26 protein-coding genes and 12 tRNA genes are annotated in these 25,196 nt (G+C 49.3%); 2 read left to right on the top strand and 36 right to left on the bottom strand.

The window, feature by feature from the left end; genetic code table 11:
* Window positions 1-2 precede the first annotated feature (2 nt).
* From RJP21_RS20160 to RJP21_RS20100, 13 genes are all read right to left on the bottom strand, one after another.
* Window positions 3-218, bottom strand: coding sequence for a hypothetical protein (locus tag RJP21_RS20160; RefSeq protein WP_310860905.1), 216 nt, complete (start codon window positions 216-218; stop codon window positions 3-5).
* Between the two features lie 183 nt (window positions 219-401).
* Window positions 402-818: a hypothetical protein gene (locus RJP21_RS20155; protein ID WP_310860904.1), complete on the bottom strand. Its 417-nt coding sequence runs from the start codon at window positions 816-818 to the stop codon at window positions 402-404.
* 76 nt (window positions 819-894) lie between these two features.
* Complete coding sequence (locus RJP21_RS20150) at window positions 895-1,308, bottom strand: EndoU domain-containing protein (RefSeq protein ID WP_310860903.1); 414 nt, start codon at window positions 1,306-1,308, stop codon at window positions 895-897.
* A gap of 263 nt (window positions 1,309-1,571) precedes the next feature.
* Window positions 1,572-1,793, bottom strand: coding sequence for a hypothetical protein (locus RJP21_RS20145; RefSeq protein WP_310860902.1), 222 nt, complete (start codon window positions 1,791-1,793; stop codon window positions 1,572-1,574).
* Between the two features lie 422 nt (window positions 1,794-2,215).
* Window positions 2,216-2,623 (bottom strand): hypothetical protein, encoded by a 408-nt coding sequence (locus RJP21_RS20140; RefSeq protein ID WP_310860901.1) that lies wholly within the window; start codon window positions 2,621-2,623, stop codon window positions 2,216-2,218.
* Complete coding sequence (locus RJP21_RS20135; protein WP_310860900.1) at window positions 2,624-5,719, bottom strand: contractile injection system protein, VgrG/Pvc8 family; 3,096 nt, start codon at window positions 5,717-5,719, stop codon at window positions 2,624-2,626.
* 53 nt (window positions 5,720-5,772) lie between these two features.
* Window positions 5,773-6,189, bottom strand: a complete 417-nt coding sequence (locus RJP21_RS20130) for a DUF4280 domain-containing protein (RefSeq protein ID WP_310860899.1) — start codon at window positions 6,187-6,189, stop codon at window positions 5,773-5,775.
* Window positions 6,190-6,204: 15 nt separating this feature from the next.
* A complete protein-coding gene (locus RJP21_RS20125; protein ID WP_310860898.1) occupies window positions 6,205-6,729 on the bottom strand; it encodes a hypothetical protein in 525 nt (174 codons plus the stop codon).
* Window positions 6,726-8,027, bottom strand: a complete 1,302-nt coding sequence (locus RJP21_RS20120) for a pentapeptide repeat-containing protein (RefSeq protein WP_310860897.1) — start codon at window positions 8,025-8,027, stop codon at window positions 6,726-6,728. Before RJP21_RS20120 ends, RJP21_RS20125 begins: the two co-directional genes overlap by 4 nt.
* A gap of 76 nt (window positions 8,028-8,103) precedes the next feature.
* Window positions 8,104-9,519, bottom strand: coding sequence for a contractile injection system protein, VgrG/Pvc8 family (locus tag RJP21_RS20115; RefSeq protein ID WP_310860896.1), 1,416 nt, complete (start codon window positions 9,517-9,519; stop codon window positions 8,104-8,106).
* Window positions 9,516-10,184 carry a hypothetical protein gene (locus tag RJP21_RS20110; RefSeq protein WP_310860895.1) on the bottom strand — a complete coding sequence of 223 codons (669 nt, stop codon included), beginning with the start codon at window positions 10,182-10,184 and terminating at the stop codon, window positions 9,516-9,518. The genes RJP21_RS20115 and RJP21_RS20110 overlap by 4 nt, the downstream gene beginning before the upstream one ends.
* A gap of 355 nt (window positions 10,185-10,539) precedes the next feature.
* On the bottom strand, window positions 10,540-11,331 hold the full coding sequence (locus RJP21_RS20105) for a TrmH family RNA methyltransferase (protein ID WP_310860894.1): 792 nt from the start codon (window positions 11,329-11,331) through the stop codon (window positions 10,540-10,542).
* A gap of 50 nt (window positions 11,332-11,381) precedes the next feature.
* Window positions 11,382-12,044 carry a potassium channel family protein gene (locus RJP21_RS20100; RefSeq protein ID WP_160044188.1) on the bottom strand — a complete coding sequence of 221 codons (663 nt, stop codon included), beginning with the start codon at window positions 12,042-12,044 and terminating at the stop codon, window positions 11,382-11,384.
* Between the two features lie 129 nt (window positions 12,045-12,173).
* On the opposite strand from RJP21_RS20100, the gene RJP21_RS20095 reads away from it, so the two are divergent.
* Window positions 12,174-12,407 carry a small acid-soluble spore protein SspI gene (locus RJP21_RS20095; RefSeq protein ID WP_160044187.1) on the top strand — a complete coding sequence of 78 codons (234 nt, stop codon included), beginning with the start codon at window positions 12,174-12,176 and terminating at the stop codon, window positions 12,405-12,407.
* Window positions 12,408-12,472: 65 nt separating this feature from the next.
* On the opposite strand, the gene RJP21_RS20090 is transcribed toward RJP21_RS20095, so the two are convergent.
* From RJP21_RS20090 to RJP21_RS20080, 3 genes are all read right to left on the bottom strand, one after another.
* A complete protein-coding gene (locus RJP21_RS20090; RefSeq protein ID WP_212957933.1) occupies window positions 12,473-14,056 on the bottom strand; it encodes a peptide chain release factor 3 in 1,584 nt (527 codons plus the stop codon).
* A gap of 162 nt (window positions 14,057-14,218) precedes the next feature.
* Window positions 14,219-15,769, bottom strand: a complete 1,551-nt coding sequence (zwf, locus tag RJP21_RS20085) for a glucose-6-phosphate dehydrogenase (protein WP_310860893.1) — start codon at window positions 15,767-15,769, stop codon at window positions 14,219-14,221.
* 181 nt (window positions 15,770-15,950) lie between these two features.
* Window positions 15,951-16,706: a YwmB family TATA-box binding protein gene (locus RJP21_RS20080; protein ID WP_310860892.1), complete on the bottom strand. Its 756-nt coding sequence runs from the start codon at window positions 16,704-16,706 to the stop codon at window positions 15,951-15,953.
* 229 nt (window positions 16,707-16,935) lie between these two features.
* On the opposite strand from RJP21_RS20080, the gene RJP21_RS20075 reads away from it, so the two are divergent.
* On the top strand, window positions 16,936-17,211 hold the full coding sequence (locus tag RJP21_RS20075) for a hypothetical protein (protein ID WP_310860891.1): 276 nt from the start codon (window positions 16,936-16,938) through the stop codon (window positions 17,209-17,211).
* A gap of 75 nt (window positions 17,212-17,286) precedes the next feature.
* Here RJP21_RS20075 and RJP21_RS20070 read toward each other — a convergent pair whose 3' ends face one another.
* The 20 genes from RJP21_RS20070 to RJP21_RS19975 all read right to left on the bottom strand — a co-directional run bounded on the left by RJP21_RS20070 (window position 17,287) and on the right by RJP21_RS19975 (window position 25,165).
* The gene (locus RJP21_RS20070) at window positions 17,287-17,934 is read right to left on the bottom strand and encodes a response regulator transcription factor (protein WP_160044319.1); all 648 of its coding nucleotides are present in this window, start codon (window positions 17,932-17,934) and stop codon (window positions 17,287-17,289) included.
* On the bottom strand, window positions 17,897-19,000 hold the full coding sequence (locus RJP21_RS20065; RefSeq protein WP_310860890.1) for a sensor histidine kinase: 1,104 nt from the start codon (window positions 18,998-19,000) through the stop codon (window positions 17,897-17,899). Before RJP21_RS20065 ends, RJP21_RS20070 begins: the two co-directional genes overlap by 38 nt.
* Window positions 19,001-19,043: 43 nt before the next feature.
* On the bottom strand, window positions 19,044-19,691 hold the full coding sequence (gene liaF / locus RJP21_RS20060) for a cell wall-active antibiotics response protein LiaF (protein WP_310860889.1): 648 nt from the start codon (window positions 19,689-19,691) through the stop codon (window positions 19,044-19,046).
* 135 nt (window positions 19,692-19,826) lie between these two features.
* Entirely contained in the window at window positions 19,827-20,534 is a 708-nt protein-coding gene (locus RJP21_RS20055; RefSeq protein WP_310860888.1) for a PspA/IM30 family protein, read from the bottom strand.
* 3 nt (window positions 20,535-20,537) lie between these two features.
* A complete protein-coding gene (locus tag RJP21_RS20050; protein WP_310860887.1) occupies window positions 20,538-21,011 on the bottom strand; it encodes a PspC domain-containing protein in 474 nt (157 codons plus the stop codon).
* 4 nt (window positions 21,012-21,015) lie between these two features.
* Window positions 21,016-21,693 carry a PspA/IM30 family protein gene (locus RJP21_RS20045; RefSeq protein ID WP_160044178.1) on the bottom strand — a complete coding sequence of 226 codons (678 nt, stop codon included), beginning with the start codon at window positions 21,691-21,693 and terminating at the stop codon, window positions 21,016-21,018.
* A 93-nt stretch (window positions 21,694-21,786) separates the two neighbouring features.
* Complete coding sequence (locus RJP21_RS20040) at window positions 21,787-22,083, bottom strand: hypothetical protein (protein WP_310860886.1); 297 nt, start codon at window positions 22,081-22,083, stop codon at window positions 21,787-21,789.
* A 255-nt stretch (window positions 22,084-22,338) separates the two neighbouring features.
* A complete protein-coding gene (locus tag RJP21_RS20035) occupies window positions 22,339-23,544 on the bottom strand; it encodes an SLC45 family MFS transporter (RefSeq protein ID WP_310860885.1) in 1,206 nt (401 codons plus the stop codon).
* Window positions 23,545-23,938: 394 nt separating this feature from the next.
* A tRNA-Leu gene (locus RJP21_RS20030) sits at window positions 23,939-24,021 on the bottom strand.
* 14 nt (window positions 24,022-24,035) lie between these two features.
* Window positions 24,036-24,109: transfer RNA gene (locus RJP21_RS20025), tRNA-Arg, on the bottom strand.
* A gap of 14 nt (window positions 24,110-24,123) precedes the next feature.
* Window positions 24,124-24,197, bottom strand: a tRNA-Cys gene (locus RJP21_RS20020).
* A gap of 9 nt (window positions 24,198-24,206) precedes the next feature.
* Window positions 24,207-24,281: transfer RNA gene (locus RJP21_RS20015), tRNA-Gly, on the bottom strand.
* 5 nt (window positions 24,282-24,286) lie between these two features.
* Window positions 24,287-24,361 (bottom strand) — tRNA-Gln (locus RJP21_RS20010).
* 18 nt (window positions 24,362-24,379) lie between these two features.
* Window positions 24,380-24,452: transfer RNA gene (locus RJP21_RS20005), tRNA-His, on the bottom strand.
* A 17-nt stretch (window positions 24,453-24,469) separates the two neighbouring features.
* Window positions 24,470-24,543, bottom strand: a tRNA-Trp gene (locus RJP21_RS20000).
* 6 nt (window positions 24,544-24,549) lie between these two features.
* A tRNA-Tyr gene (locus RJP21_RS19995) sits at window positions 24,550-24,635 on the bottom strand.
* Window positions 24,636-24,639: 4 nt separating this feature from the next.
* Window positions 24,640-24,715, bottom strand: a tRNA-Thr gene (locus RJP21_RS19990).
* A 24-nt stretch (window positions 24,716-24,739) separates the two neighbouring features.
* A tRNA-Phe gene (locus RJP21_RS19985) sits at window positions 24,740-24,812 on the bottom strand.
* Between the two features lie 170 nt (window positions 24,813-24,982).
* Window positions 24,983-25,059: transfer RNA gene (locus RJP21_RS19980), tRNA-Asp, on the bottom strand.
* A 32-nt stretch (window positions 25,060-25,091) separates the two neighbouring features.
* Window positions 25,092-25,165, bottom strand: a tRNA-Met gene (locus RJP21_RS19975).
* Window positions 25,166-25,196: the final 31 nt, after the last annotated feature.

The following is a 25,196-nucleotide window of genomic DNA, read 5'->3' as shown; positions in this document are numbered from 1 at the left end:
TTTCATCCTCCTTTGATTGTGAATATGCAAAAAAGCTCTTTCCTACTCACGGTTCTAGTGGGACAGAGCTTTTGAAAGTTTATCAAGTATTTGAATTGTTTAGCGTTTGGTTTGTTGGTTGTATTGTACGATCTTTTTGTAGGGGTCTCCTTTTCTGCTTCTTGTGCTGGCTGCTGTTCCTTTAATCCTTCTGCCACTACCTGTTCACGTTTTGCCATTCGTTTCTTCCTCCTTTGATCTTTGAACATGCAAAAAAAGCTCATTCCTACTCATAAAAACAAGTTAGTTGGAAAGAGCTTTGAAAGTTAATCAAGTGTTTGAATCAGCTAGTGTTTGGTTTGTTGGTTTGTATTGTACGATCTTGCTTGTTGAAGTTGTAAACCCGATATAGTTTGAACTTGTTATTTTGAAAACTTACTAATAAAATCCTCAAAGATTTTTCGTGTAGCTATGCCACACTTTGGAAGTATTTCTTTGATTCTTTGCATGATTGCCTCATCACTTAACACTAATCCAATATTAGTTGAATTAAGAATCACTCTTAATGAATCAACACACGTTGTAAATAATTCCTCATCATCTACAGTAGAAAGTAAGAGCAAACTTTTTACTACGGCATCATCATTAATATCACTGTCGACACAGTAAGCGTATCTTACTTGCCACTCTGTAGATTTTGAAAGAATAGCATTTAATAATTCTTCCCAATCGTTATTATTGAACTCCTCTAGCATCTCTCTAGCAATGGAGAATCCTTCATCGTACCAATAATCCGTTGTAAATTCCCCTGATAAATATTCATCTAGCTCTTCATACATTTTCGAGTCCTCCTACTCACGTTTAAATCATTTCTAATCCAGTGATTCCTTCAACATTAAATCAGTTTTAATGTGTTTACTGAAAACCCGATAGTAATGATGTTGCCCCTCCACCTGTCGGATAACCACTTACTACATCATCGCCAATTTTAATAACCTCAACTTGTACACCATCAACGATTCCTCTGTGCAATGTTGCTCCATCTCTTATACGTTCACCAATCTTTGGTGTATCTCCTATTCTGGCGATACTATCAATTATTTTTTCATCTGACCATGATTCAGGGAAAAGCGTACTCGTCTTGATTTTTGAAAGATTACCATCCGGAAATTGAGTTGTAAATTTAACTTTCTTTGTTCCATCAGCATTTATTGACACATCTTCAACGGCATAATTAGGATGAGAATTTGTAATTTCCGGTGAATGCCCCCCAATTAACTCATTTTTAGCAGGGTCTTTACGTTGACCTAAAAGTATTTTTTCTTTCATCTCGTCGCTGATTACAGTCCTATAAGTTTGTCCCGGCCCCCCAACAGGTTTACTAGAATTCGTTGATCTACTCGAATTTGCCCCATTATAAATCGCTGTATCATCGAACTCATCAATCGGTTTATTTACACCTGGACCATCCTTAGGGTTTGGCTTTACCGGTGGCTTCTCTGAAACAGGTTGTTGTTTAGGTTTAGGAGATGGTTTTCAGACCGACTCCATGCCGAAACGCGCTCCTACAATTCCGTAGGTCGTCTCCTCAACTAAATCGCCCAGACCGTCCTCTCCATATAACCTTCGGACTTTTGCCCGATAAAACCCCGATTGTATCGAGTAATGAGTGCACCCAACTTTTCTTTATCCAACTCGATCGCATTGCTTGAGTCAACACCCATCCTTACTAAACCATCTTCAATCGCATTGAGTGTTTTTTCATCCCATACTTGCGTCCGCTTTGCGTTGACGATGCGCTGGATGGCAGCCATTTTATTAGGGTCTTGAATATCATACAGCGATGTATTTTACCCTGCATCGTAATTCAGTGCGCAATGCTCGTTGAGCCTGTTTTATTCCTACTATTAATTATCTCGCAATCTATCCTAGAAGATGCCCTTCTCATGTTCCCTATCGGCGTGGTGTATTCTATAGTTGGGATTGATTTCAAAAAGCGGTGAGAAAACGAACATAATAAAAAACAGGTCAATTAAGGTGGTATCTGACCATAATCAACCTGTTTGATGTAAAGGAATAGCGTTATCTAGGTTATGAATTTAAAGCATTTGACGGGCGTACAACCGAAATGGAGAAATCTTTATACGGGTATTACATGGGTTATATGTGTTATTGGTTGAAATGGGTTCATTCGGCACTGGGTAGCCTCCACCATGAGAAGATGCCTGACCGTTACTTAGACTATTGCCTTAAAAGGAGCATGACCAGTTTCAGTATTTCTCAATAAGGACGGCTTTCTAAACCTAAGACTACACCGCAATTTAAAAATAGCGATATATTCATTCATATCGACGAAATGAACTTCTATCCAAATTGGCACTAATGGTTGTAATCCACAAAGTATATTTATAGTGTTATCCAATGTTAACCGCTTATTCCCTATGTTATCTTCACTTAAAATGTTTAGCCGCATCATTTCATCCGCACCGTTTAGCGGTTTGTCTTTTTCTTTCACTGGCTCTATAACAAATTTACAATCCGTAAAAGTCAAGCCTTTCTTAAGTGAAATTTCCTCAATTGTTTTTAATAAATTTTCTCTAAAAACGTCTTTATTCATCTGTTTTATTTCTTCCAAGATAATCACCTACTTTATCTGAGTGCTTGAGACCTTAACTAGTTCATTGGTGTTCACATAACCTGAAGGAGTTGTTTCTATGGTGTAAATATCGAGCCAAGCATTTTTAGTTTTTACCCCTGCTTGCTCAAGAACTTGCGGGAATAATTTTGCTTGCTCTACTGTAGGAGTATAGTGACCAGATAAGTTAGATATGCTTCGAACCTGTCCTTGACCATTAAGTTTTATCTTCCCTGCAGCTTGAACTGATTCCCCATTCGCCAAAAAGGAATGTCCTCTCCCAATATGAAGTTCTCCATTCATGTCTACAACAAAATCCACCTCGGTAAGACCATTAGTATTTTTCAAGTATCCATTTTCGATAGTGAAAGAAAACTCTTTTCCAGTTTGAACGTCATCGGGAAACCTATTATTGATTTGTTGCACGGGTCTAGGTTTACCCGGCCCCCCAACAGGTTTACTAGAATTCGTTGATCTACTCGAATTTGCCCCATTATAAATCGCTGTATCATCGAACTCATCAATCGGTTTGTTTACACCTGGACCATCCTTAGGGTTTGGCTTTACCGGTGGCTTCTCTGAAACAGGTGGTTGTTTAGGTTTAGGAGATGGTTTTCCGACCGACTCCATGCCGAAACGCGCTCCTACAATTCCGTAGGTCGTCTCCTCGACTAAATCGCCCAGACCCGTCCTCTCCATATAATCTCCGGACTTTTGCCCGATAAAACCCCGATTGTATCGAGTAATGAGTGCATCCAGCTTTTCTTTATCCAACTCGATCGCATTGCTTGAGTCAACACCCATCCTTACTAAACCATCTTCAATCGCATTGAGTGTTTTTTCATCCCATACTTGCGTCCGCTTTGCGTTGACGATGCGCTGGATGGCAGCCATTTTATTAGGGTCTTGAATATCATACAGCGATAACTTACCCTCTAAAGAAATTTCAGCGAACAGAGCTTGTTCAGCTTGTTTCAGCTTATCTTCATCCTGCCACCAGTTGGCTGTAAAATAATCTGCTTGATTCCAAAATGAAGTGTACTCATTTGTCTGTCTTTCTGCCTCAATACGTTGGTTTTTCTCAGAATCCCGGCGCCATTTTTCCTGAATGTTTTTAGGAACTTTCTGATAGACCAAGGCTATCGCAGTCGATTCTTTCAGAAGGTTTTGAACCAGTTCCAATACTCCACCTGAATGAGCTATATGACGTGCACTAGTGAATACCTTTCCCAAAAGCAGCTCTCTATAATAGGCATCCTTGGCTTGCTCGTGCTCGTACTGACTAATTAATCCTTGCAAGGCTAAACCAGCCAGATGCTTTAAAGTATGTAAGCCTCCTGTCTCGCGACTACTGCTTCCAATTGTAGGCGTCCCCCTGCTCCGTGCGGGAATGGCTCCAGTTGCTTGTAAAACCATTGCCGCTACTTTACCGGCGGGCCCACCAACCGTGCTCAGCATCGCACTAGCCACTTTTCCCATCACCGGAATGGAACCTAACAGCTTGGACACCGTACCCAACATAGAGTTTGCCTGTTGAAGTGCGGCCGGACTTGTGACTTTCGCGGCAGGAGTGCTGCTTGGCTGAGTTTGGGCCGCTGCTGCTGTCTGTGCTGCTTCATAGTCTTTGATATTCATCAGCGGCGGCTCAGGTACGGGAGGAAGATCCATGACGAACACCGGTGCCTTCACCGTACCCTCCTGATCGATCATCGGGGCCTTGATGTCCGTCTCGCCATCCAGCACCATGCTGCTGGCTCCGCCTTTGAGGTACAATGCGCTTCCCGCTTTAAGCGACAGTTCCTCGCCTGCATCCAGCTTCACGTGACCGCCTTGAATGTGCACATCTCCCGGACTGCTAACGGTAATGCCGCTTTCTTCATGAAGGGTGATTGAAAATCCTCCTGAGGTTGAAAGGGTCAGCTCTTGCCCGGACATGTCCACGCCGCTTCCTTGCGCATGTCTCCATGCTTTGACGTTTGGTTGACCCGCCATGTAGCGATGTTGTCGCTGCGAATCCATGACATAAGCTTCATGTTCCCGGCTCGTCGGCAAGTAAAGCTCCACCCGCTCCTGGGCCTCCGGCATAACATACCAGCCGCCATGTTCTTCCGCTACATAGCGCGTAGCCACCGGGAACCAGCATGCTTTAGCCGGGTCTTGCTTAGGGTCAATATCCAGTTGGAGCTGCACCAAGTCTTGATGTACTTTTAACACGGTGCCTGCCAGCGTAATCCCCGCCGCTCGATCGTTTTCATAGCGGGCATACCGAATATCCTGTTCAGACTGAAGATCATAACGAGTAACCAGCAGACCGTCCTCGAGCCGTGTTACTGCCCGAACGACAACCAGCTCTTTTCCTGACCCAATCGGCAACGCAACGGTATCTCCCAGCGCATAGTATTGCAAGCTTTCGATCACGTAAGTCATATACGAGCCTGCATGTTTTTCCGGCTTTCCCGCCTCCAGCTCATAGAACGTTCTTCGAACCTGGTAACTTACATCCCGATCCACTTTGTACAGTCTGCCTACCGGCATCCCGAAGAAGACTTTGGGCGAAGCTGCGGTTACCTCCGGCACTAACACCGATCCAAAGCGAGAGGCAAGGCGTTTTAAAAACGCCCAATCGGTCTCCTCATATTGTAAAACAAAAGCGCCCAGTTTGGCATTGTTAGATACAGTATCAATGGCGTCCCCATACTTGTATTTTCGAACCATCGTTGTGACCAGATCATCGTAGGTACGATGAATATCCTGATAGGATCTCTTCTTTAACTGGATATCCATCTGGTACGAATGCGAAGCGGCTTCCAGTTCAAAAGTATACACGCCCCGAATGCAATGCACCGATAGGCGTATAACAATGCCATGGAACAATCGTCTTAGCGATTGCCCTTGCTCATCCAGTTGGCGGATGACGATCGGTTCCTCTTCCATGTTTTGTCCAATGCATGAGGCTCCTTGCTCTTCCGACAATATGCCGCTTACCGTTAGATATGCGTGATCGTTGATGGTCCTTCTAATTTGGAGTTTCTCTATTCGTTGAGGCTGAAAGGAACCGTAGAAACGCAGACTTTCATACCCGATTCCATCTTGTAATACACTCAAGTGAACTCATATCTCCTTTCGGCTTCCGAAGCCTAACGGTTTAGAGACGAGCCTTAATCCAACTCCTGCCCGTCATTTTCAATCTGGATATGACCGCAATATAGACATTGGAGGGTACAGTCCTGCGTCAAGGCAGGCAGCCCCTCGATCTTCACGTCGCTTTTTCCGTTCAGCCAAGGCATGGTCAGCGCCGGAACACACGGAGCCTTCTTTACGCCATAGATATCCACCATCTCACTGGTTTGAACGGCCGGATTTAGCGGACTGGAGCAATTCCCGAAAGACTCAATGTTTACTCCGGGCACGTAATCTCCAATATTCATTTGAGCTTTGTTTTTAACATAGACTCCATGGCTAAAAGGCCTTTTTAAACAGGTAGGCTGCGTACCATAACTGCAGCTTAAGATCGCTCCTGCCACGACATAGCTTTTTTTCGCACCGCTTCCCGGCTGCACCTGAATTTCTTTCACTTACCCTCTCCCCTTTCATGCCTCCATCTCAACTTTTTGCAGGCGAATGCCTCTAAAAGACCGCCGCAGCAAGCTTTCCGCCACAGCCAGATGGATGTAAATATGAGGTTCGATGAGTCCCCTAATCCGAAAAACAGGCGACTCCACCTCCCCCTGTCTTAATACCAGACGCTTCAAAGTATGATTGGGATACCATTCCGTTTGCTCTGACAAACAGTCCACCATCGACGGACGAAGCAACCAGTATAAGTCCTGTCTGGCCTGCTTAAAATCAGTAAGGATGGCTGCTCTCCATTCCAATCCCGGCATATATTTCTCCAGTAATGATTTCATCCGATCCGACGCCAGTGGCAGAGGAAACTCCAAAAAATCCGGGTACACCGTTTGCGGATTGGTATGTACAGCTAGAAAAAGAGGATCCTCCTGCTGTTTCTGTCCCTGGTTTTCCGTCAGGATATCTTTTACTTGCAAAGGAGACATCGCGGCAGGCTCTACCCGATTCTTTACCCGCTCGTCTACGATCAGCCGAAAATATCTCAATGCAGCCACTCCCTTTTGTAAACCGTGTCCCTCGACTGTGCTGACACAGATAGATCACTGTAGGAATGAAAAACCTCAACCGTTGATCGGTCCAATCCAATAGCTTCTCTACACTGTGTATCCGTAAAAATGACTCCTGTTACATTGGCCCCCGTAAAATCGGCTCCGAGCAAACAAGCACCTTCAAAAGATGCGCCCGATACATCTGCTCCGACAAAGCAGGCACTCGTTAGATCCGCCCCGTTCAAAGTCGCTCTTTGCAATAACGCGTTCTGGAACACGGCTCCGCGCAACTGTGCATCTTGAAAACGGGCCCCTTGTAAGCTCGCCCCTGTGAAATCCACACCGGCAAAACCCAATGGCTCCCAGTCTAATGAAACCTCTGATCCATATCCGGCGTTACCCATGACGGCATCCAATACTGCCTCTTTCATCGAGCATCCGCTAAAATCCGCTCCATAAAGCAAGCTGTACGTCAAGTCGATTCCATTCAACCGGCTTTCCTGCCACACCGTTCCTACCAAGACACAGCCGTGCAAGCGGCTATGCTCCATTTCGACCTGGCGGAAAGCCGTATAGCGAAAATCCAACAGGCTGTAATCCCCACAAGACAGCTGAACTTTGGTCAACGCCTGATAGCTGTACGCATGCTCTTCTTTTTCCTCCAGCCACGACCGAATCTCATCTGCTTCTATGGCCCTGCGATCTTCTCGATACACCGATACACTGTGGTCCATATACTCCCCCACACGAATCTCAAACGTCTCTTCCCGCTCAAGCTCTTGAAATTCCGGTAAGCATACGGCCTGTTTCATTGCCAAACGCATCATATTTACAACGAGTGCATGAATATGTTCCGCTGCCTCCAGCATGGTCTGCTCCCATTCTAGCTCCGATAGAGAAGCATGCTGCTTCTCTGCCTCCCCTTGCAATTGCTGCCGTAAATCTGTCCAAAAGGAGTAGGACCAGCTTGCATCGCATTCAAATCGAATCGGCTTGGAATCAAGCATCCACAAAGCATCCGAAGCCTCCACAAGATAAGCAGGCCGCTCCTCCAGCCATGTGGTACGCAGCATGGAGTATGTGATATAACCGATTTTTCCTTTTCTTCCTTGAATCTGCGCTTGCCGAATGTCCCGGCAATACCCACGAAATTCCTCGACACAGGCTTGAATCCGTTGCTCCTGCACCGCCTTGAATTTCAGCGCCCAGTCTTTGCGGAGCAGATACCACGCCTGATGCAAGACAGCTTGCTGCTGCGGCTGCTGCGGGTTTAGAGTATCTTTAGGCTTCTCCATTTGCATTCCTCCACTACCTGAAGCTCTTCATATGTATAATTATCATGCTGCCGTCATTTTGCCGCCGTACTACAGCCTAATTCGACTTCACCTCGGCACCCTTCATATCCGCCGATCCGCTCAATTGAATATGACTGCCTTTACATTCCATACGCAGCTCGCTGCCTGCAGACAAACTCATCTTTTTCCCTGCCGACAAGCTCAGGTTGCCACCCGCCGAGATATTTACCTGCTTGCTGCTTACAATATGAATGCCTTCCTTGTCGTCCAGCTTGATAAAAATAGCGCCGTCTTTCCCCGTCACGACCAGTTCATCCGGTCCCAAACGGATTTCTTTTCCATGAGGCGTTCGCCAGATTTTCATCTGCGGATCGGAAAACTTGTTATGCCCGCTTCCTCTGCCCGCACGTCGAACTGCGCTTCCGGCAACGCCATCCTCTTCACGGCTGCCCGGAAAATACAACGAAACCGGATCTCCTTTTTCCGGCATGACGTACCAGCCTGCATGTTCCCCGCCGCTATACACCGTCGAATAGTTAAACCAATGCGCCTGATCGACCGCCTGCTTCTCGTCGCAATCCAGATGGATACGCACCTGATCTTGACGCACGTCCAGGACCACCCCGCCTAACGAAGCCCCCGCCAGTTTTTCCTGAAAATAGCGTTTTTGCCGTAAACCTTTGTACGAGGTAAGCACATATTGATGTCGCAGTAGCCCGCTCTTCATTTCCGTATACGCCTCAATGACAAACAAATTGTGACCCTGAAAGGCTAACTGCGCCCCCAAATCCAGCACTTCGTCCGTCTCTACCTCATAGACAATAAAATCGTTTTCGTCCACCTGTACCTGCTCATTCTCCTGAAAATAACGGAAAGGCAGCATTTGCTTGCGTACTGAATAACGGGAATGATCCAGCACCACATGTGCCGGACTGTCCTCGATGCCGAAATAAAATTTGGGACTGTCAAAACGGGCCACAGGCATCAGGCTCGTATGATATCGGGAAGCCATGCGTCTTAAAAAAGCCCAGTCCGTCTCCTGATACTGGATGGCAATCCGCCCGATAGGCTCTCCGCCTGTCGCACCATCAATCACATCCAGCCCTTCATAATCCTCGCCAATTCTCTCCAGCAACTGAGGAATTGTCATTTTGGTATTTTGAAAAGAACGGGTGCGCTGCCGGATATCCATGCGGTAAGTATGCGAAATGGCCTCGACCACAAGATAGTACACATTCCGTACGACTTTTACTTCGACTGTTAAAGCGATCCCGCTAAATAACGGCTTGCTCTCACCCGATTCATCGCGCTGACTCACCTCAATGACCGTGTTCTTCTCCGTCTTTTCCACATAGCTGTCCCGCATCTCTTCCGGGATGATCCCTGTAAAGTAGAGCCGAGTATGCTCGTTGATTTTCTTCATGAGGGTAAGCTGCTCGAGCTCGACCAGCTCGTAGGGGTGGATTTGGATATTATCGTATCCCAGACTCATTGCGAATCCGCTCCTTTCTTAAACGTAGACTGTAAGGGTGGTGAAGCGGGGTGAAGCGATTGCGCCGTATTTTCCGCTATGGGCAGCCATACCTTCATGTGGGATTCCATACAGTTAAACGTACCCATCATCACCTGTCCTTCATGGAGGAAAAGCAAAATTTCGTTGTATAAATTCGTATCCATGCCTGCAGCTATAAATCGGATCCGTCCGATGGACAAACCGAAACGATTCACAGTCACTTGAGTTCCCATCCAGTTCCGGATCGGTTGTACAGACCGCAAAACGTCCCCCATTTGCTCCACAAACTCAGGAAGCTCCTCGGCTGTCAAAGTGGTCTCCGTTCGATTAAAGGTGATATTCACCGTTCCATCCTCCGAGGTATAAATGACCTCCGGGCGATGCTCCGAAGGGTATTTGAATTTGGCTTGCTCCGGTGGCATGAAACTAAAAGTCTTCGGGACGCCAACTTCCATTTGTCCGTCCAGAATCGCTCTCCATTCCAATGTAATGAACTCGTCGCCCAACCGTACAATAGAATTTTTTTCAGATAAAGAGCTGCCGTGATCGGTTACGGCCGTTTGCGATAGGATCGTATTTCCGTTATTAGATGCAGCATTAAGCTTATTTTTCAGATCAAGGATATGCTCGTCCATATAGTTCATAGAGGTGGTCCCTTCTTCTTAGAAATATGAATTCGTCACACGAAGCAAAAGGATATATTTAACAATAGCCCATCTTATGTATGTATCGTCCAGAAGGGGCGATTTTTTTACAGGAAGAACCATCTCATACGATATTTACAATATAAGAAGAGTAAAAAAATGGCTTTAAAGCGATGATTCTTTTCGAATTCGTAAGTGTTCATCATCCATCTGCCATCCATGAAACGCAAAAAAGCCCCGAACGAGAAGGCTCTTCATCGGGACTGCTTAGGTTTAAAATATTAAATTATCCTGCGGAATATATAACAGCAATATGCTTTTATAGCCGAACAAGAGTATTTCCCGGTATCTCTTTCTAACCGAACTCCCGCTGCCGCATCGCCTCAAACAACATCACCGTCGAAGCCATCGCCACGTTCAGCGATTCCGCCCGGCCTTTCATCGGTATGATGAGCGAATCGTCCACCAACTGTTGCGCTTCCGGCGATACGCCTTTCGCCTCATTGCCCACCAGCAGCCATGACGGCCCGGTAAAATCATATCCGTAGCAGGTCGACGTCGCCTGCAGGCTCGTGCTGACAATGCGCACCCCGCTTTCTTTCGCCTGCGGCAGCAGCTCGAGCAGATCCCCCTCCACGACAGGCAGATGAAAAATGGAACCCATGGTGGAGCGGATCGTTTTCGGATTATAAATATCGGCCGAACCTCGTCCTACGAGAACGCCGTCAGCCCCCGCGGCATCCGCCGTCCGGATGATCGTGCCGACATTGCCCGGATCCTGGACGCCGTCAAGAACGATGACCAGGCTGTTTTTCTGCGCAAGGAGCTCACCGATCGCTGCCTTTTGCTTTCGAACGACGGCAAATACCGGCTGCGGCGTTTTCGTATCCGTGCATTTGGCGATGACGGCGGCCGAGACCCCGATCCACTGCGCTTCCCCGCCGATATCCGTCATGTTCGAAAGCTCGCCGGGAATCCCCTGCTCCACGTCAAAAGCGACGCATTCGATGTCCGCCCCGGAGCGCAGCGCCTCCTGCACCAGATGAATGCCTTCGATAATGTATTTTTGCTGCTTGTCCCGGTGCTTTTTCTCGAGCAGCTGCGCCCACTCCTTGGCCCGGGGGTTTTGCGGTGACAATATATCCATGAAAACCGTCCTTCATATGCATAGCTTTTCCTTAAGGGTTCCCTGCAGGATCACTTAGGATACGCAAGCTCCATCTTCGTCAAATTGCCCGTTTCGCCCACAATGACCAGCACGTCGCCTTCCGCGAGCCGATCCTCCGCATTAGGGGAAATATTCATCTTGGCGCCACGTTTGATCGCCATGACGTTGCAGCCGAAGCGTGCGCGGACATCAAGCTCCTTCAAGTTTTTGCCGATCATTTCCTGCGAAACTCTCATTTCAAGAATGCTGTAATCTTCGGAAATTTCAATATAATCGAGAATATTCGGGGAGATTAGATGATGCGCAACCCGCACGCCCATATCCCGCTCCGGATAAATGACCTTGTCCGCCCCGATTTTGTTCAATACTTTCCCATGAAGCTCGTTTTGCGCTTTGACGATGATCGTCCCCACGCCGATGTCTTTCAGAATGAGCGTGGTCAAAATACTGGACTGGATGTCCTCGCCGATCGCCACGACCACCACGTCGAAATTCCGGATCCCGAGCGCCCGCAGCGCCTCCTCGTCCGTACAATCCGCCGAAACGGCATGCGTTACAATATTGGAAACCGCCTGGGTGCGCTGCTCGTTAGAGTCAATGGCCAGAACGTCAAAACCCATCTCGCTGAGTGCATTGGCTACGCTAAAACCGAATCGCCCCATACCTATGACGGCGTACTGCTTTTTCGCCATTTGTTAACCCCCCGGGTTGTAGAAGTCTATCCCGATTATTATATCACAGTGCGCAAAAAACTTGAATTTTGCCTGGCTGCGCGGGGAACATTATGAAGGTAATCGATTTTTTGCAATGGAGGGAATACCATGTCAATCACACTTGACCTGCGTCAGGCGGTCATTCACAAAGTTCATGACAGCAGCGAAGCGGATCTCCGCTCCATGATCGAAGGTTCGGTAGACGGCCCCGAACAGGCGCTGCCCGGGCTTGGCGTTATTTTCGAAATGATTTGGAAGAACATAGATACGACGAAGCAAAACGATCTGGTCCATGTCGCCAATGAGCATTTAAAGCACATTACTCCCGGCCCGTTGTCCTGATGACGAAAAAAGCGACCAAAAAACCTCCGCAATGTTTTGCGGAGGTTTTCCTTTGCATAGCGAACTTACGGAGCGGTGTCCAAAAACTTCGCGGTCGGATTTTTTTCCATCGCCGTGCGCATCGCGTATTCGTTTTCGAACAAAACGACGTAATTCCCTTTTTTGTCTTTCACGAGCGTGGAGTTGATCCGGAACTTGCTCGGGTCGATTTCGTCATCGATGATCCAGCGGGCAAATTGGTACGGCATCCGCTGCAGCTGCACGTCTACGCCGTATTCGCCTTTCATCCGGTATTCGAATACTTCGAACTGAAGCTGGCCGACCACGCCGAGAATCGTATCCTCGAAGCTGACCGTTTGGAACACCTGAATGGTTCCCTCTTCCGTCAGCTGGTCGATCCCTTTCTGGTACTGCTTATGCTTCAGCGCGTTTTTCACCGTCACTTTGGCGAAAATCTCCGGCGAAAACGTCGGCAGCTCGTCAAACACGACCTCGCCGCCTTGGCTGAGCGAATCGCCGATCCGGAAAATGCCCGGGTCAAACAAACCGATAATATCGCCCGGATACGCTTCCTCGACGATATCGCGGTCTTGGGCCAAAAACTGCTGCGGCTGCGACAGCTTGATCTCTTTGCCTGCTCTGACATGCTTGACGCTCATCCCGCGCTGGAATTTGCCTGATACGATCCGCATGAAAGCGATCCGGTCACGGTGGGCAGGGTTCATATTCGCCTGGATTTTGAACACGTAACCCGAAAACTTTTCGTTCGACGGCTCGATGAGTCCGGCCGTGCTGCTCCGCGGCTGCGGTTTCGGCGCCAGCTGCAGGAAGTTTTCGAGGAACGTCTGCACGCCGAAGTTGTTGATTGCGCTGCCGAAGAACACCGGCGTCAGTTCGCCTTTCAACACTTTCTCCATATCAAAGGGATCGCCGGCGACGTCAAGAAGCTCCAGGTCCTGGCAGAGCTGATCATGAAAATATTCCCCGGCCATTTCCCGGATCACCGGATCATGATAGTCTTCCACCTTTTGCACTTCAATGGTGGAGTGATCGTTGCCTTGGAAAAGCTCGACCTGATTTTTCATACGGTCGTATACACCGCACAAATCGCGTCCGGAACCGATCGGCCAGTTCATAGGGACGGAACGGATGCCGAGCACTTGCTCCAGCTCCTCCATCAGCTCGAACGGGTTGCGGCCTTCGCGGTCCAATTTGTTGATAAACGTAAAAATGGGAATGCCGCGCTTCGCGCACACCTGGAACAGCTTAATCGTCTGCGCTTCGACGCCTTTGGCTACGTCAATCAGCATGACCGCGCTGTCCGCCGCCGTTAACGTCCGGTAGGTGTCCTCACTGAAATCCTGGTGACCCGGCGTATCCAAAATGTTGATCCGGTGTCCCATATAATCAAACTGCATCACGGAGGAGGTTACCGAAATCCCCCGTTGTTTTTCGATTTCCATCCAGTCACTGGTGGCATGCTTGCTGGCCTTGCGGGCTTTGACCGTACCGGCTAACCGGATGGCGCCCCCGAACAGCAGCAGCTTTTCCGTCAATGTCGTTTTACCCGCGTCCGGGTGGGAAATGATCGCGAAGGTTCTTCGCTTATCGACTTCCTGCTGCAAGGCTTGGTCTATCGCTTTGCTCATTTCACTATTCCCTTCATCTCAATAGATCGAACCGAAAGCTGATTTCACGTTTCCCGGTTCACTCTATACTACTTTTGTCATTTTATTATTGTACCACATTCCATACGCAAATCACCCCCATGCAATAGCTGCATGAGGATGATTATTTTTCATATTCTGAAATTATTTATTAACTTCCCAAACGACGTCGTCTTCTTCCTGTCCGTTGACCGGCCACCAGTGGAAGCCATCCTCCGCCAGCAGCTGATCGGCTTCTTTCGGCCCCCAGGAACCGGCAGGATATTGGAGAGGCCCTTCCGGATCCTGTTTCCATGCTTCGGCGATGCGGTCTACGAAAGACCATGCCGTAGCCACCTCGTCCCAACGGGTAAAATAAGTCGAATCCCCCCGAGCCGCATCATGCAGCAGGCGTTCATAAGCTTCAGGCGAGTTGATGCCCACCATGCAGCTTTGGCAAAAGTCCATCGCAAGCGGTTCGATTTCGGATTCGGACCCCGGCCTTTTCGCGTTGATTTTCACGTAAATGCCTTCCATCGGATTGACGCGAATGACAAGCAGGTTTGGCTCGAGTTTATACTTTTTCCCGAGATAAACGTTGTTCGGCATGCCTTTGAATTCGACCACCACTTCGGTCGTTTTGACGGGAAGCCGCTTGCCTGTCCGAATGTAGAACGGAACTCCCGCCCAACGGAAATTGTCCACGAATACGCGGGCCATATAATACGTTTCGGTATTGGACTCTGGATCGACTTTCTCTTCGTCGCGGTATGCCGGCAAATCTTTGCCGCGCGAGCTGCCCTGCACATATTGTCCTCGGACAACGTTTTTCTTCACTTCCTCCGCATTGGCGTAAGGACGAAGCGAGCGAAGCACCTTCACCTTCTCGTCGCGGATATCTTCCGGAAGCAGCCGGCTCGGCGGCTCCATGGCGATCATCGTGAGCATTTGCAGCATATGGTTTTGTCCCATGTCCCGCAGCGCTCCCGCATGATCGTAATACCCGCCGCGCTCTTCCACCCCGACGGTTTCACTGAGCGTAATTTGCACGTTTGCGATATGCTTGTTGTTCCAGAGCGGTTCAAAAAACGCATTCGCAAAACGGATAACCTCGATATTTTGAACCATTTCCTTCCCGAGGTAATGGTCGATGCGATATATTTCCTCTTCCTTAAATACCTGACGGATCTGCTCATTCAGCTCTTCGGCCGATTTCAAATCGTATCCGAAAGGTTTTTCGATCACGAGGCGTTTCCATCCCGCACTGTTCAGCATGCCGCCTTTTTGCAGGTTGGATGAAACGCTCCCGAACAGCTCCGGTGCCAGCGCCAGATAAAACAGGCGGTTCCCCGGAATATGATAGCGTTGCTCCAAAGCGACCGTCTGGTCATTCAGCTCGCGGAAGCCGTCCACATTGTTGATGTCCAGGGACTTGTACTCAAAATGTTCCGAAAAGACACGGAACTTGTCGTCATTCTCCGCTTTGTACCGGCAAAATTCCTGGATGGAGTGAAATACGTCCTCGCGGAATTCCTCTTGGGTGCGCGGCCGGCGCGCCACGCCGATGACGGCAAAATCTTCGGCCAGTTTACCTTCGCGGTACAAGCTATAAATGGCCGGAAACAGTTTTCGTTTAGCCAAATCTCCGGTTGCCCCAAAAATAAAAAATACGGCGCCCGGTGTCTGTAGCAATTCCAAATCATGATTTTCAGTCATGGCCCTCATTCTTCCTTATGTAGTGTATTTTTATACAAAAAAAGGAACGTTTACCGACGTACTATCAGGCAGAAAAATATGATGTGACGTCATTTTAGCATATTCATCCAAATGTTGCTATCCGTTTTTAATGCAAAATATCTCTGTGTATTATGGCCGCTTTTGAAAAAAACATTCGGCTCTAATATTCGATCGTGATGACCGGCAGACCGATCGTCACGCGGTTTTTTCCGCTCTCATCGTCTTCGTGCACGGCAACCTGCATGTTCAGCCACGTATCCCCGCTTCTTACGCGCGACATCAGCGACGGCACCTGGTAAGCATTGCTGACCGTCGTAGCATCGTTGTAGGTTTCTTTGGGGACGGCATCCAGACAGTCCGTAAGCTTCCCTTCAATGCGTTCCATCGTTTCTGCCGCTTTCAGACGATCGTCGACATTGCCTTGCAGAGCCGCATTCCATTTTGCGTCGATGCCCGCCTCCCGCATTTTGTTCCCGAACTCGGCCTGCAAATCCGAAAGGAGGCTCCACTGCCCGGGGGTGGATGCTTCAAGCTGAATGATGACGTAACTTTGGCCGCCCGGCATTTCCTGCCAGTTAAAACGTACAGGCACCGTATCTTTTTGACCGATGACCCGGTAGGTTGTATGCCCGTTTTCTTTCACTTCGGTTACCGACGGCAGCTGCAGCGAACGGCTCAGCTTCTGTGCGGCAGCTTCCGTCTGCTCTGCGCTTCCTTCCCACGTTCCCTGCCATTTGATCACGACACGTTCAGGCTCTCCGACCATCCGATGTCCGAGATCAAGCAGCGTACGCAGTTCGTTCTGTTCGTAGCCGGCCTGCATTTTTGCCAAACCGCTTCCTGCATAAAATCCCGTGAACCCCAATGCAGCCACGCCGATCAAGCCAAACGCCGCCCATTTAACCGCCTTTTTCATCCCCATCCATCTCCCCGACCTAAACTATCAATCTAGTAGTCAGGATATCCCGGTTGATAGGTGTTTATACCCTTCGTTGAAAGTTGGGTGATAAATGGGTGAATAACCATGGCGCGGCAGCCTAAACCCGAATACATTGGTAACAAAAATAGAAGAGGGAGGATTGACCATTTAAATGTTCCCCATATACCCCCTTTCAGAAGAAAACATTCTTAGGCATCGAGGCAGAATGGTGCTTGCTTGCACGTATGACGGCCGTACCTACATCGGAAAATTGACCCACTGCCGCAACGGCGAAATCATATTGAATGGCGATGATCATACGGCGCTGCACGCTGCGAACCTAAAACCGGCCGCGAAACGCCCGGTAACCTCCAAAAAGCACAAAGCCGCCCCCAAAGCCCAAGTTCGTGCGTTTTATCCTTACGGCTACGGCTTCGGCTTCGGAGCTGCTGCTGCCGTTGCCCTTGGCTTGGGTACGCTTGCGTTTCTTGCCCTGATTTAAAAAACAAAAATGCACCCTTCGCTGCGACGCCGGGTCATTTACAGTTCCCGCACGTTGTAAGCAAGGGTGCATTTATTATTCCGCCAGTCCGTTTTTATAGGCGTAAATGGCAGCCTGGGTACGGTCATCAACCCCCAGCTTCGCCAAAATGTTCGTGACGTGAAACTTGACCGTCTTGATGCCAATGATCAGTTCATCAGCGATCTCCTGATTGGATTTGCCTTGAGCAAGCAGCCGCAGCACGTCCATTTCCCGCTCCGTCAATTCCTTATGCGCGGGGGCTTCGGTTTCCGTATGCCGGAAACGGTTCATCATCTTCGATGCCACCTGCGATTCCAGCACCGACTGGCCGCGGGCCGCAGCCCGGATCGCTTCGGCGATTTCGCTGGCCCGGGATGTTTTCAGCAGATAGCTGAAGGCGCCCGCCTCGATGACCGGATACATTTTCTCGTCATCCAGGTAACTCGTCAGCACGATGACTTTGCAGTCGGGATACAGCTTCAAAAGCTGCCTTGTCGCTTCGATGCCGTCCATTCCTTCCATCACCAAGTCCATAAGCACCACATCCGGCTTATATTCGCGCGCCAGGCGGATGCCTTCCTCGCCGCTGCCGGCCTCGCCGACAACCTCAATGCCGTCCTCCGTGCCGAGCACGGCCGCCAGGCCGATGCGCACCATCTCGTGATCATCCACGAGCAGCACTTTGATCGCCGGTTTTTCCATGTCCTCCATGATCCTCTTCCCCTCCTTTTTCCTCGTTTACGATCGGTATCGTAATCTCGATGCGCGTACCTTTTCCCGGGGCCGTAATAAACTGGATCGAGCCGCCGATTTCATTCACCCGCTCCTGCATATTGGAAAGGCCGTATGAGGCCTGCTTTTTCTCATCCATTTCAAAGCCTTGCCCATCGTCACGCAACATGACCCATACCGAGTCTTGCTTTTGCTGGATGCGGATTTCCATTTTTTCCGCCTTGGCATGCCGCAGCGTATTCGACATCGCTTCCTGAATGATCCGGAACAGATGGTTTTCGATCCCTTTCATCAGCTGAATGCCTTCATCCATTTCAAAGACGATATCCATCGGAACTTTAACCTTAAGCTCTTTGACCAGTTCCTTCAAGCCCTGTTGAAGCGGCTTTCCTTCCAGGTATACCGGGCGGAGATGAAGCAGCAGCGCCCGCATTTCCGACTGGGCCACGGCAGCCATCTCTTCGATCAGGGCCACCTGCCGCTGCGCTTTGTCAAAATCCTTCGCGAGCGTTCTTCCCACCGCCGTAGCCGTCATGGAGATCGCAAACAGCTGCTGCGAGACCGCATCATGCAGCTCCCGGGCGAGGCGCTGCCGCTCCTCGACGATCGCGGAGACCCTGGCCTGCTCGGCAAGCTGGGCGTTGTTGGTGGACAAGCGCTGAAGCGACGTGACCTGTTCCTCCCATTTTTTGCTGATCCGTCCGAGCTGCTCGCCGAGACGCCCTACTTCGTCCACGCCAAGCTCCGGCACGTCCCGCGACAAATTCCCTTTTTCCCAGGAAAGCAGCGTGTCGCGAAGCAGCTCGAGCCTTCTTTTCGTCCGGTAGCTTTGATAAAAGCCGTAAATCGCGCCGACCCCGAGAGGCACCAGTACCAGGGTTGCGATCGCCTGCACCGGTTTGGTCCAATGATCGAACGGCGCCAAATAACCGTATGTATACAACACGTAAAATATGATAAGCAGCAAAATAAAAGAAAGAAGGGCTCCCTCGCCCATGCTTCGGGAGACCATATTGGCAGGCTTTTTTTCTTTCACGCAGGGAACCCCCTTTTCTTATGATCAGGATTTTGCAAAAACCTTATGATATATCGATATCCAAATCGCCAACGAGATAAGAGAAGATAAATTTCACTTTCTGCTCGCTGGTCTCATAATTCGGCGACTTCCAGTTCAAGCGGTTCATCATGCCGTTATCCCGGTGCCCCCGGAAATCGATGGAGCCGAACAGGACGAAGGCTTCGATTTCCACCCCGTAATATTCCGGAATCTGCAGGTCCATATCCCCCATAATCCCTTGGAACATCATCACGGTTTCCCGGTCCTCCGGTATGGCCAGAGACAGGTCCAGATCCGCTTCCCCGAGCACATGCCACACGCTCATGCTGCGCATCACCCAAGGCTGCTGATCCCAGTCGAAATTCGAGGAGAAGTTTTGCTTTTGAATAAAACCTTCCTTCGGCTGCACCTTCTTGGCTTTGATAAAAAAGAAGCCGAGCGACAACAGCGCAATGCCGAGTACGATCATCAGATGGTCGAGCACGAGCAAAATGGCTCCGACAGCCAGCAGCCTGTATCCCCGTTTTACCTTGCCGCCGCGAATGGCGTAAACTCCCATCAATAAAAACAAAAGTGCGACAATGGTAAAAAAGCCGACCCACCTGCCGACCAGCATGAGAAGGCCGACCCCGATGAGTATAAGGGCAATCAAGCGATTTCTTTTTTCCATGCCGCACCTCCTTACGATGTCTTGAAACCGTTCATGGTAAAGGTCGGAAAAGCCATATGGAGCGGGGATTCCGCACCAGTATGGCTTTCCTTCTCATTCTTTATAGCATATCATATTGTCCCAGATTGTGAATACTTATTCTTTTGTCGTTTTTGCTGCACCGGCGCTGCCCGAAGCGTTCATTTTGCTTTTCAGCGCTTTGAGCTGTTCTTCCACCTTCAGCTGCTTTTCGGCATCCACAGGGCTCGTGAATGTGCTGGCGGAAGGATGGTAAGGTGCGCGAAGGACATCGGCTTCAGCTTCCATTTGCATGATTTTTTCTTCCATGCGGTGGAATCCAAGGGACGCGCTGCCGCTTTCGATCGTATGCAGGCTGTTGATTTGCGACATTTGCTTTTTGGCTTTCGCCATTTGGGCGCGGGTCACCAGCTCGTTGCGCTTGTTGCGCATTTTGTAGAATTCGTCCTTCATGTTATGCAGCTGCTGCACCAGTTCTTTGGCTTGGGTTTCAGACTGCGCATGCAGGTCGCGGTATTCCGTGATCTTTTGATCGAAGTAGATTTTTTCTTCCAGCAGTTTGCGGGCGACTTCTTCCTGGCCGTTTTTCAGAGCCAGTTCGGCTTGAGCCTCGCGCTGCACGGACATTTTTTCGGCTTCTTCGACGCGCTGCTTCATGCGGCGCTCGTTCGCCATTTGCTTGGCAACCGTCAGTTCGGCTTCATGAATTTCCGCCTCCATGTCGCGGAGGTACTGATTCAGCATTACAATCGGATCCTCTACTTTATCCAGCAATTCGTTTACAGACGCTTTCGTCATATCTTTCAATCTTTTAAATACTCCCATGTTTTACACTTCTCCCTTCTCGTATTTGGACAGTTTTGACTTCAGTTCTTCAAGCTCTTTTTTCATGGCTTTTTTTTCGATGTCTTCCATCATGGCATCCAGGTTGGATGTTTGGGAGGAGAATCCTCCGCTTGGTCTGCTGCCATAAGACGGATCGTTGTATCTGCTTCTTGGATCAAAGGAAGGACCATTGTTGTAGTGGCCGTTTCCTCCATAATAACTTCCGTTTCCGGGCTGGCCGCCGTAGTACCCGTTTGGCCCACCACCGGGTCCGTAAGGATTATAAGGCGGTACCGGCTCCTTCGGAACGACGAGGGAAGCGATGAAATAGATGAACAATGTGGTTCCGCCGGTGAAGAAAATCGTGACGATGAACAAAATCCGCAGCAGCGTCGAGTCCATCCCGATCAGGTCCGACAGTCCGCCGCAAAGTCCGGTGACCATCTTATCCCGCGTCGAACGGTAGAGTTTGCTCATGATGTTACTCCTTTCCGCTGTTGTTCAGCTTTTGTTTCAAACGGGCCATTTCCTTCTCCAAAATACTGGATACCGTTTCTCCGGCTTGCTCTAAGTATTGTTGGCCCATACGGCGCAGATCCCGGAGGCTTTGGGCTTCGAACTCCCAATCGGATATGCGGTCTTCGAGGCGGTTGAACATTTTAGGGACGTCCTGGCCGCCGCCGTAGCCCTCCATCCGCTGATTCATGCGTTGCTGGAGCCGAAGCGTCTCCATGCGCGCCACATAATACTGGCGTTTGTTATATACGGTTTGGTATTCCATTTTCAATTCGTTCAGTTGGCTCTCCAGATCCATCAAGGAACTTTTGGTCGTGTTCAGCAGTTCGCTGTATTGCTCCAGCTTTTCCTCATAAATGATCTTTTCCTGAAGCGCCAGCTTGGCGAGATGATCCTCCCCGGCCTTCAAGGCCAGGAGCGCTTGCTCTTCGCGTTTGTTTTTCATCGTTTCGGCTTGATCGACTTGCTGCTTCAGCTGTCTCATATGTGCGGTGGACTGCTGTACAAGCTTTTCGGCTTCGACGATGTCATCCCGCGTGGTGGCCAGAAACTGGTCGATCAACCGCACCGGATCCTGACTTTGCTCCAAACGTTCATTGATATTCGCTGCGGTAATATCCCGCACCCGACGAAAAACACTCATCTTGTGTAGCCCCTCCTTATTCGTTTTTTTTCCGGACCTCGGATGAGGTCCCCTTCTTCGCGGATATTTATTCGATATTTCCAAAATCTCATGTTAGTAGTAGCTCTTTTTCCCTTTCAGAAGGGAGATTCCGAAAATCACCAGCGCGATGCCGAGCAGCGGTCCGATGATCCAGGACAATTTCGCCAGCAGGGACAAAACACCGATCGCGAGGACGACCGTACCGATCAGTACTCTGCCTCTACGGATTCCGTAAAAGCCAAGGACGATCATCAGAATCGGAAAAATCAGGCCAGCCAGTGTGCCAAGCAGCGGGGTGAACAATCCGAAGAGCATCAGTGCCCCGACGACGATCAATACGATTGCTGTTCCGTTATTGCGGTTTTTCATGCGTTTCTCACTTCCTTTCAGTGCATCAACCTTATGTCTTTATTTTAGGTGGTGCGGCCCTTTTCCAAAACAGACCGCAGACGGTTTTTCATCCTAGACCTTGGTCGGGGAACCTTTCGGACCTAAGGCTGTCCGGCGTTTGATCCCTATGTGGGGTTGTTTAGAGATATTGACCGTGAAGGCTTGCGAATACCTGGAAAAGCAAAAAGAGCATCGTATAAATCCGACACTCTATTAGAAAGCACCGCAGGACACTTACATGTCCGCTCTCGCCGAAACCTGGTCATTTGCCGCGGCGCTCTTGCCGTCATGTCTTACCAAAGAGATGAACAGCAGCGCAAGCAGCATGCCTATCGAAGCGTAGATGAATAATGACCGGTATCCGAACTGGTCGATGATCAAACCAAGCAGCGGCGGCGAAGCGATGGCGGCGAGAGACGACACAAGGTAATACAATCCCGTCCGCGTGCCGATGCTGGCTTCCCTGCCGATCGAAACGACGAAAGGATACGAATTGATGTTGATAAGCGCCCAGCATACTCCGCCAAGCGCAAGCAATATCCGCAGCGGCAGGACGGTGTCGGCGAACGGTACCGCCGCAAAGACGATAAAAAGTCCGACCACGCCCGAAATAATCGTTTTTCTTTTGCCGTACCGGTTGCCGAGCCAGCCGCTCGGAATCGCGAACAGCACGAAAAATAACGAAAAGAACGTAAGCGAAAACGCCGAATCTTTTTCCGTTAATCCCATGTAATGTTTACCGTATAAAGTGAATAGCGCTTCAACGCCTTGATAAGACACGAACCAGAAAAAGATCGCCGCAAGCAGCAATACGGTCGTACGATCCAGCTCGCCTTTCAGCTTGATTTTGGGGCGTTTCTCGGCGGGCATGAATGTTATGACGTCCCTTTTCTCTTTGATCGTAACCGTCAAAATCCATAAGGAAATGAGCGTAATCGCCGCCGCCGCGACAAAGGGAAAAGCCGGGTTGGCACCGTACAATACCGATCCTGCTCCGAAGGCCAAAATGCCGCCAAAACCGCCCATAAAATTAATGATGCCGTTCGCTTTGGTTCGCTGATGATCCGGCGTAATATCAGGCATCAACGCGACTGTTGGGGACCGGTAAATACTCATCGAGAGGTTCATCAGCATCATAAATATAAGAAGCGTGATAAAGTTCGTATGTAAGGGTATCAAAATCACAAATAGCGCCGCCGCAGGCATCCCGAGCATCAAAAACGGCATACGTCTGCCGAAACGGGTATTCGTCTTGTCGCTCAAATGTCCGATCCATGGCTGCAAAAACAGGGCAAAGTAATTGTCGAGGGTCATCATGAAGCCGATTAAAGCGGTACTTTTAAGATACGGATCCAAGAAATAAGGAACAAACGCGTTATACAGCGACCAGGTGATGCTAATGCTGAAAAAACCGAATCCGAGCAGCCATGTTTTTTTCATGAAGGGCATGACCTCCGCTTTCTTTAAAGTCAGAACTTTAGGAGAAAGCTTTAAAATTTGAGCTGCCTTGTTCTCTACTTGTTAGCCGCAGTTTATTACTCGATCTCAGCCACACATGCGAACCAGAGGATCAGCCCCCATTCTCGTATCATGTTTGGTTTTATTATACATGACATTCATTCATGAATTGTTTAATTTTTATCAGAGAAACGTAATTGGTGACCTGCCTTGCTGAAAAAAAGAAAAGCAGGCTTTCGCCTATTCAATATCTACCGAATCGATCCGATCGAGTGATTTCAGCATTTCAACTCCGCAAGCGATTAGATCAAAAACGGACGCAAAAAAGCTCTTAAGCTACAATGATTGTAACTTAAGAGCTGATCGTTCAAAGGTATGCTGGTGAAGGGACTTGAACCCCCACTCCGTTGCCGGAAGCGGATTTTGAGTCCGCCGCGTCTGCCATTCCGCCACACCAGCATATGAAGATGAAACGCGCCCTAAGAGATTCGAACTCCTGACCTTTTGATTCGTAGTCAAACGCTCTATCCAGCTGAGCTAAGGGCGCATATTTGGTTGTAATGGAGGCGCCACCCAGATTCGAACTGGGGATAAAGCTTTTGCAGAGCTGTGCCTTACCACTTGGCTATGGCGCCATAAAAGATTGGAGCGGACGACGGGAATCGAACCCGCGACCCTCGCCTTGGCAAGGCGATGCTCTACCGCTGAGCCACGTCCGCGTAAATGGCTGGGGATATAGGATTCGAACCTATGCATGACGGAGTCAAAGTCCGTTGCCTTACCGCTTGGCTAATCCCCATTATTTTTGATGATAAAGGGCGATCGATGGGACTTGAACCCACGAATGCCGGAGCCACAATCCGGTGCGTTAACCCCTTCGCCACGACCGCCACAATATAAAGTTATCTGGCAGGGGCAGCAGGAATTGAACCCACACTAACGGTTTTGGAGACCGCTGTTCTACCTTTAAACTATGCCCCTAGGTACTGGTGGAGGCTGATGGATTCGAACCACCGAACTCGTACGAGAACAGATTTACAGTCTGCTGCGTTTGGCCACTTCGCTAAGCCTCCACAATGGTGCCGGCGAGAGGACTTGAACCCCCAACCTACTGATTACAAGTCAGTTGCTCTACCAATTGAGCTACACCGGCTTTTATTCGTTTATAATTTCAAGGTGGCTCGGGACGGAATCGAACCGCCGACACGAGGATTTTCAGTCCTCTGCTCTACCGACTGAGCTACCGAGCCTTACTATAACACGGATGCCAAATCTGTGCAACACTTCGTAAAGTGAAGCTAAATTAAATGGCGGAACCGACGGGATACTCTCACTTCGTTCGAGACTGCGAAGCAATCCTTCCGAAGCTTATGCTCCGACGAACCCGATAACCGGATTCTCATCCCTGGAGCTAAATAAATGGCGGAACCGACGGGATTCGAACCCGCGATCTCCTGCGTGACAGGCAGGCATGTTAGGCCTCTACACCACGGTTCCACAGAGGCATTTTCCCATTAGGGAAATTGTAATTGCGGGGGCAGGATTTGAACCTGCGGCCTTCGGGTTATGAGCCCGACGAGCTACCGGACTGCTCCACCCCGCGTCATTATGAATGTTCCTCTATCCATGAGGAT

Origin of the sequence: Paenibacillus sp. VCA1 (assembly GCF_031583795.1) — a bacterium.
GTDB classification, from domain to species: Bacteria; Bacillota; Bacilli; order Paenibacillales; family Paenibacillaceae; genus Paenibacillus_AQ; species Paenibacillus_AQ albilobatus.
This window is presented reverse-complemented; position numbering and strand designations above follow the sequence as displayed.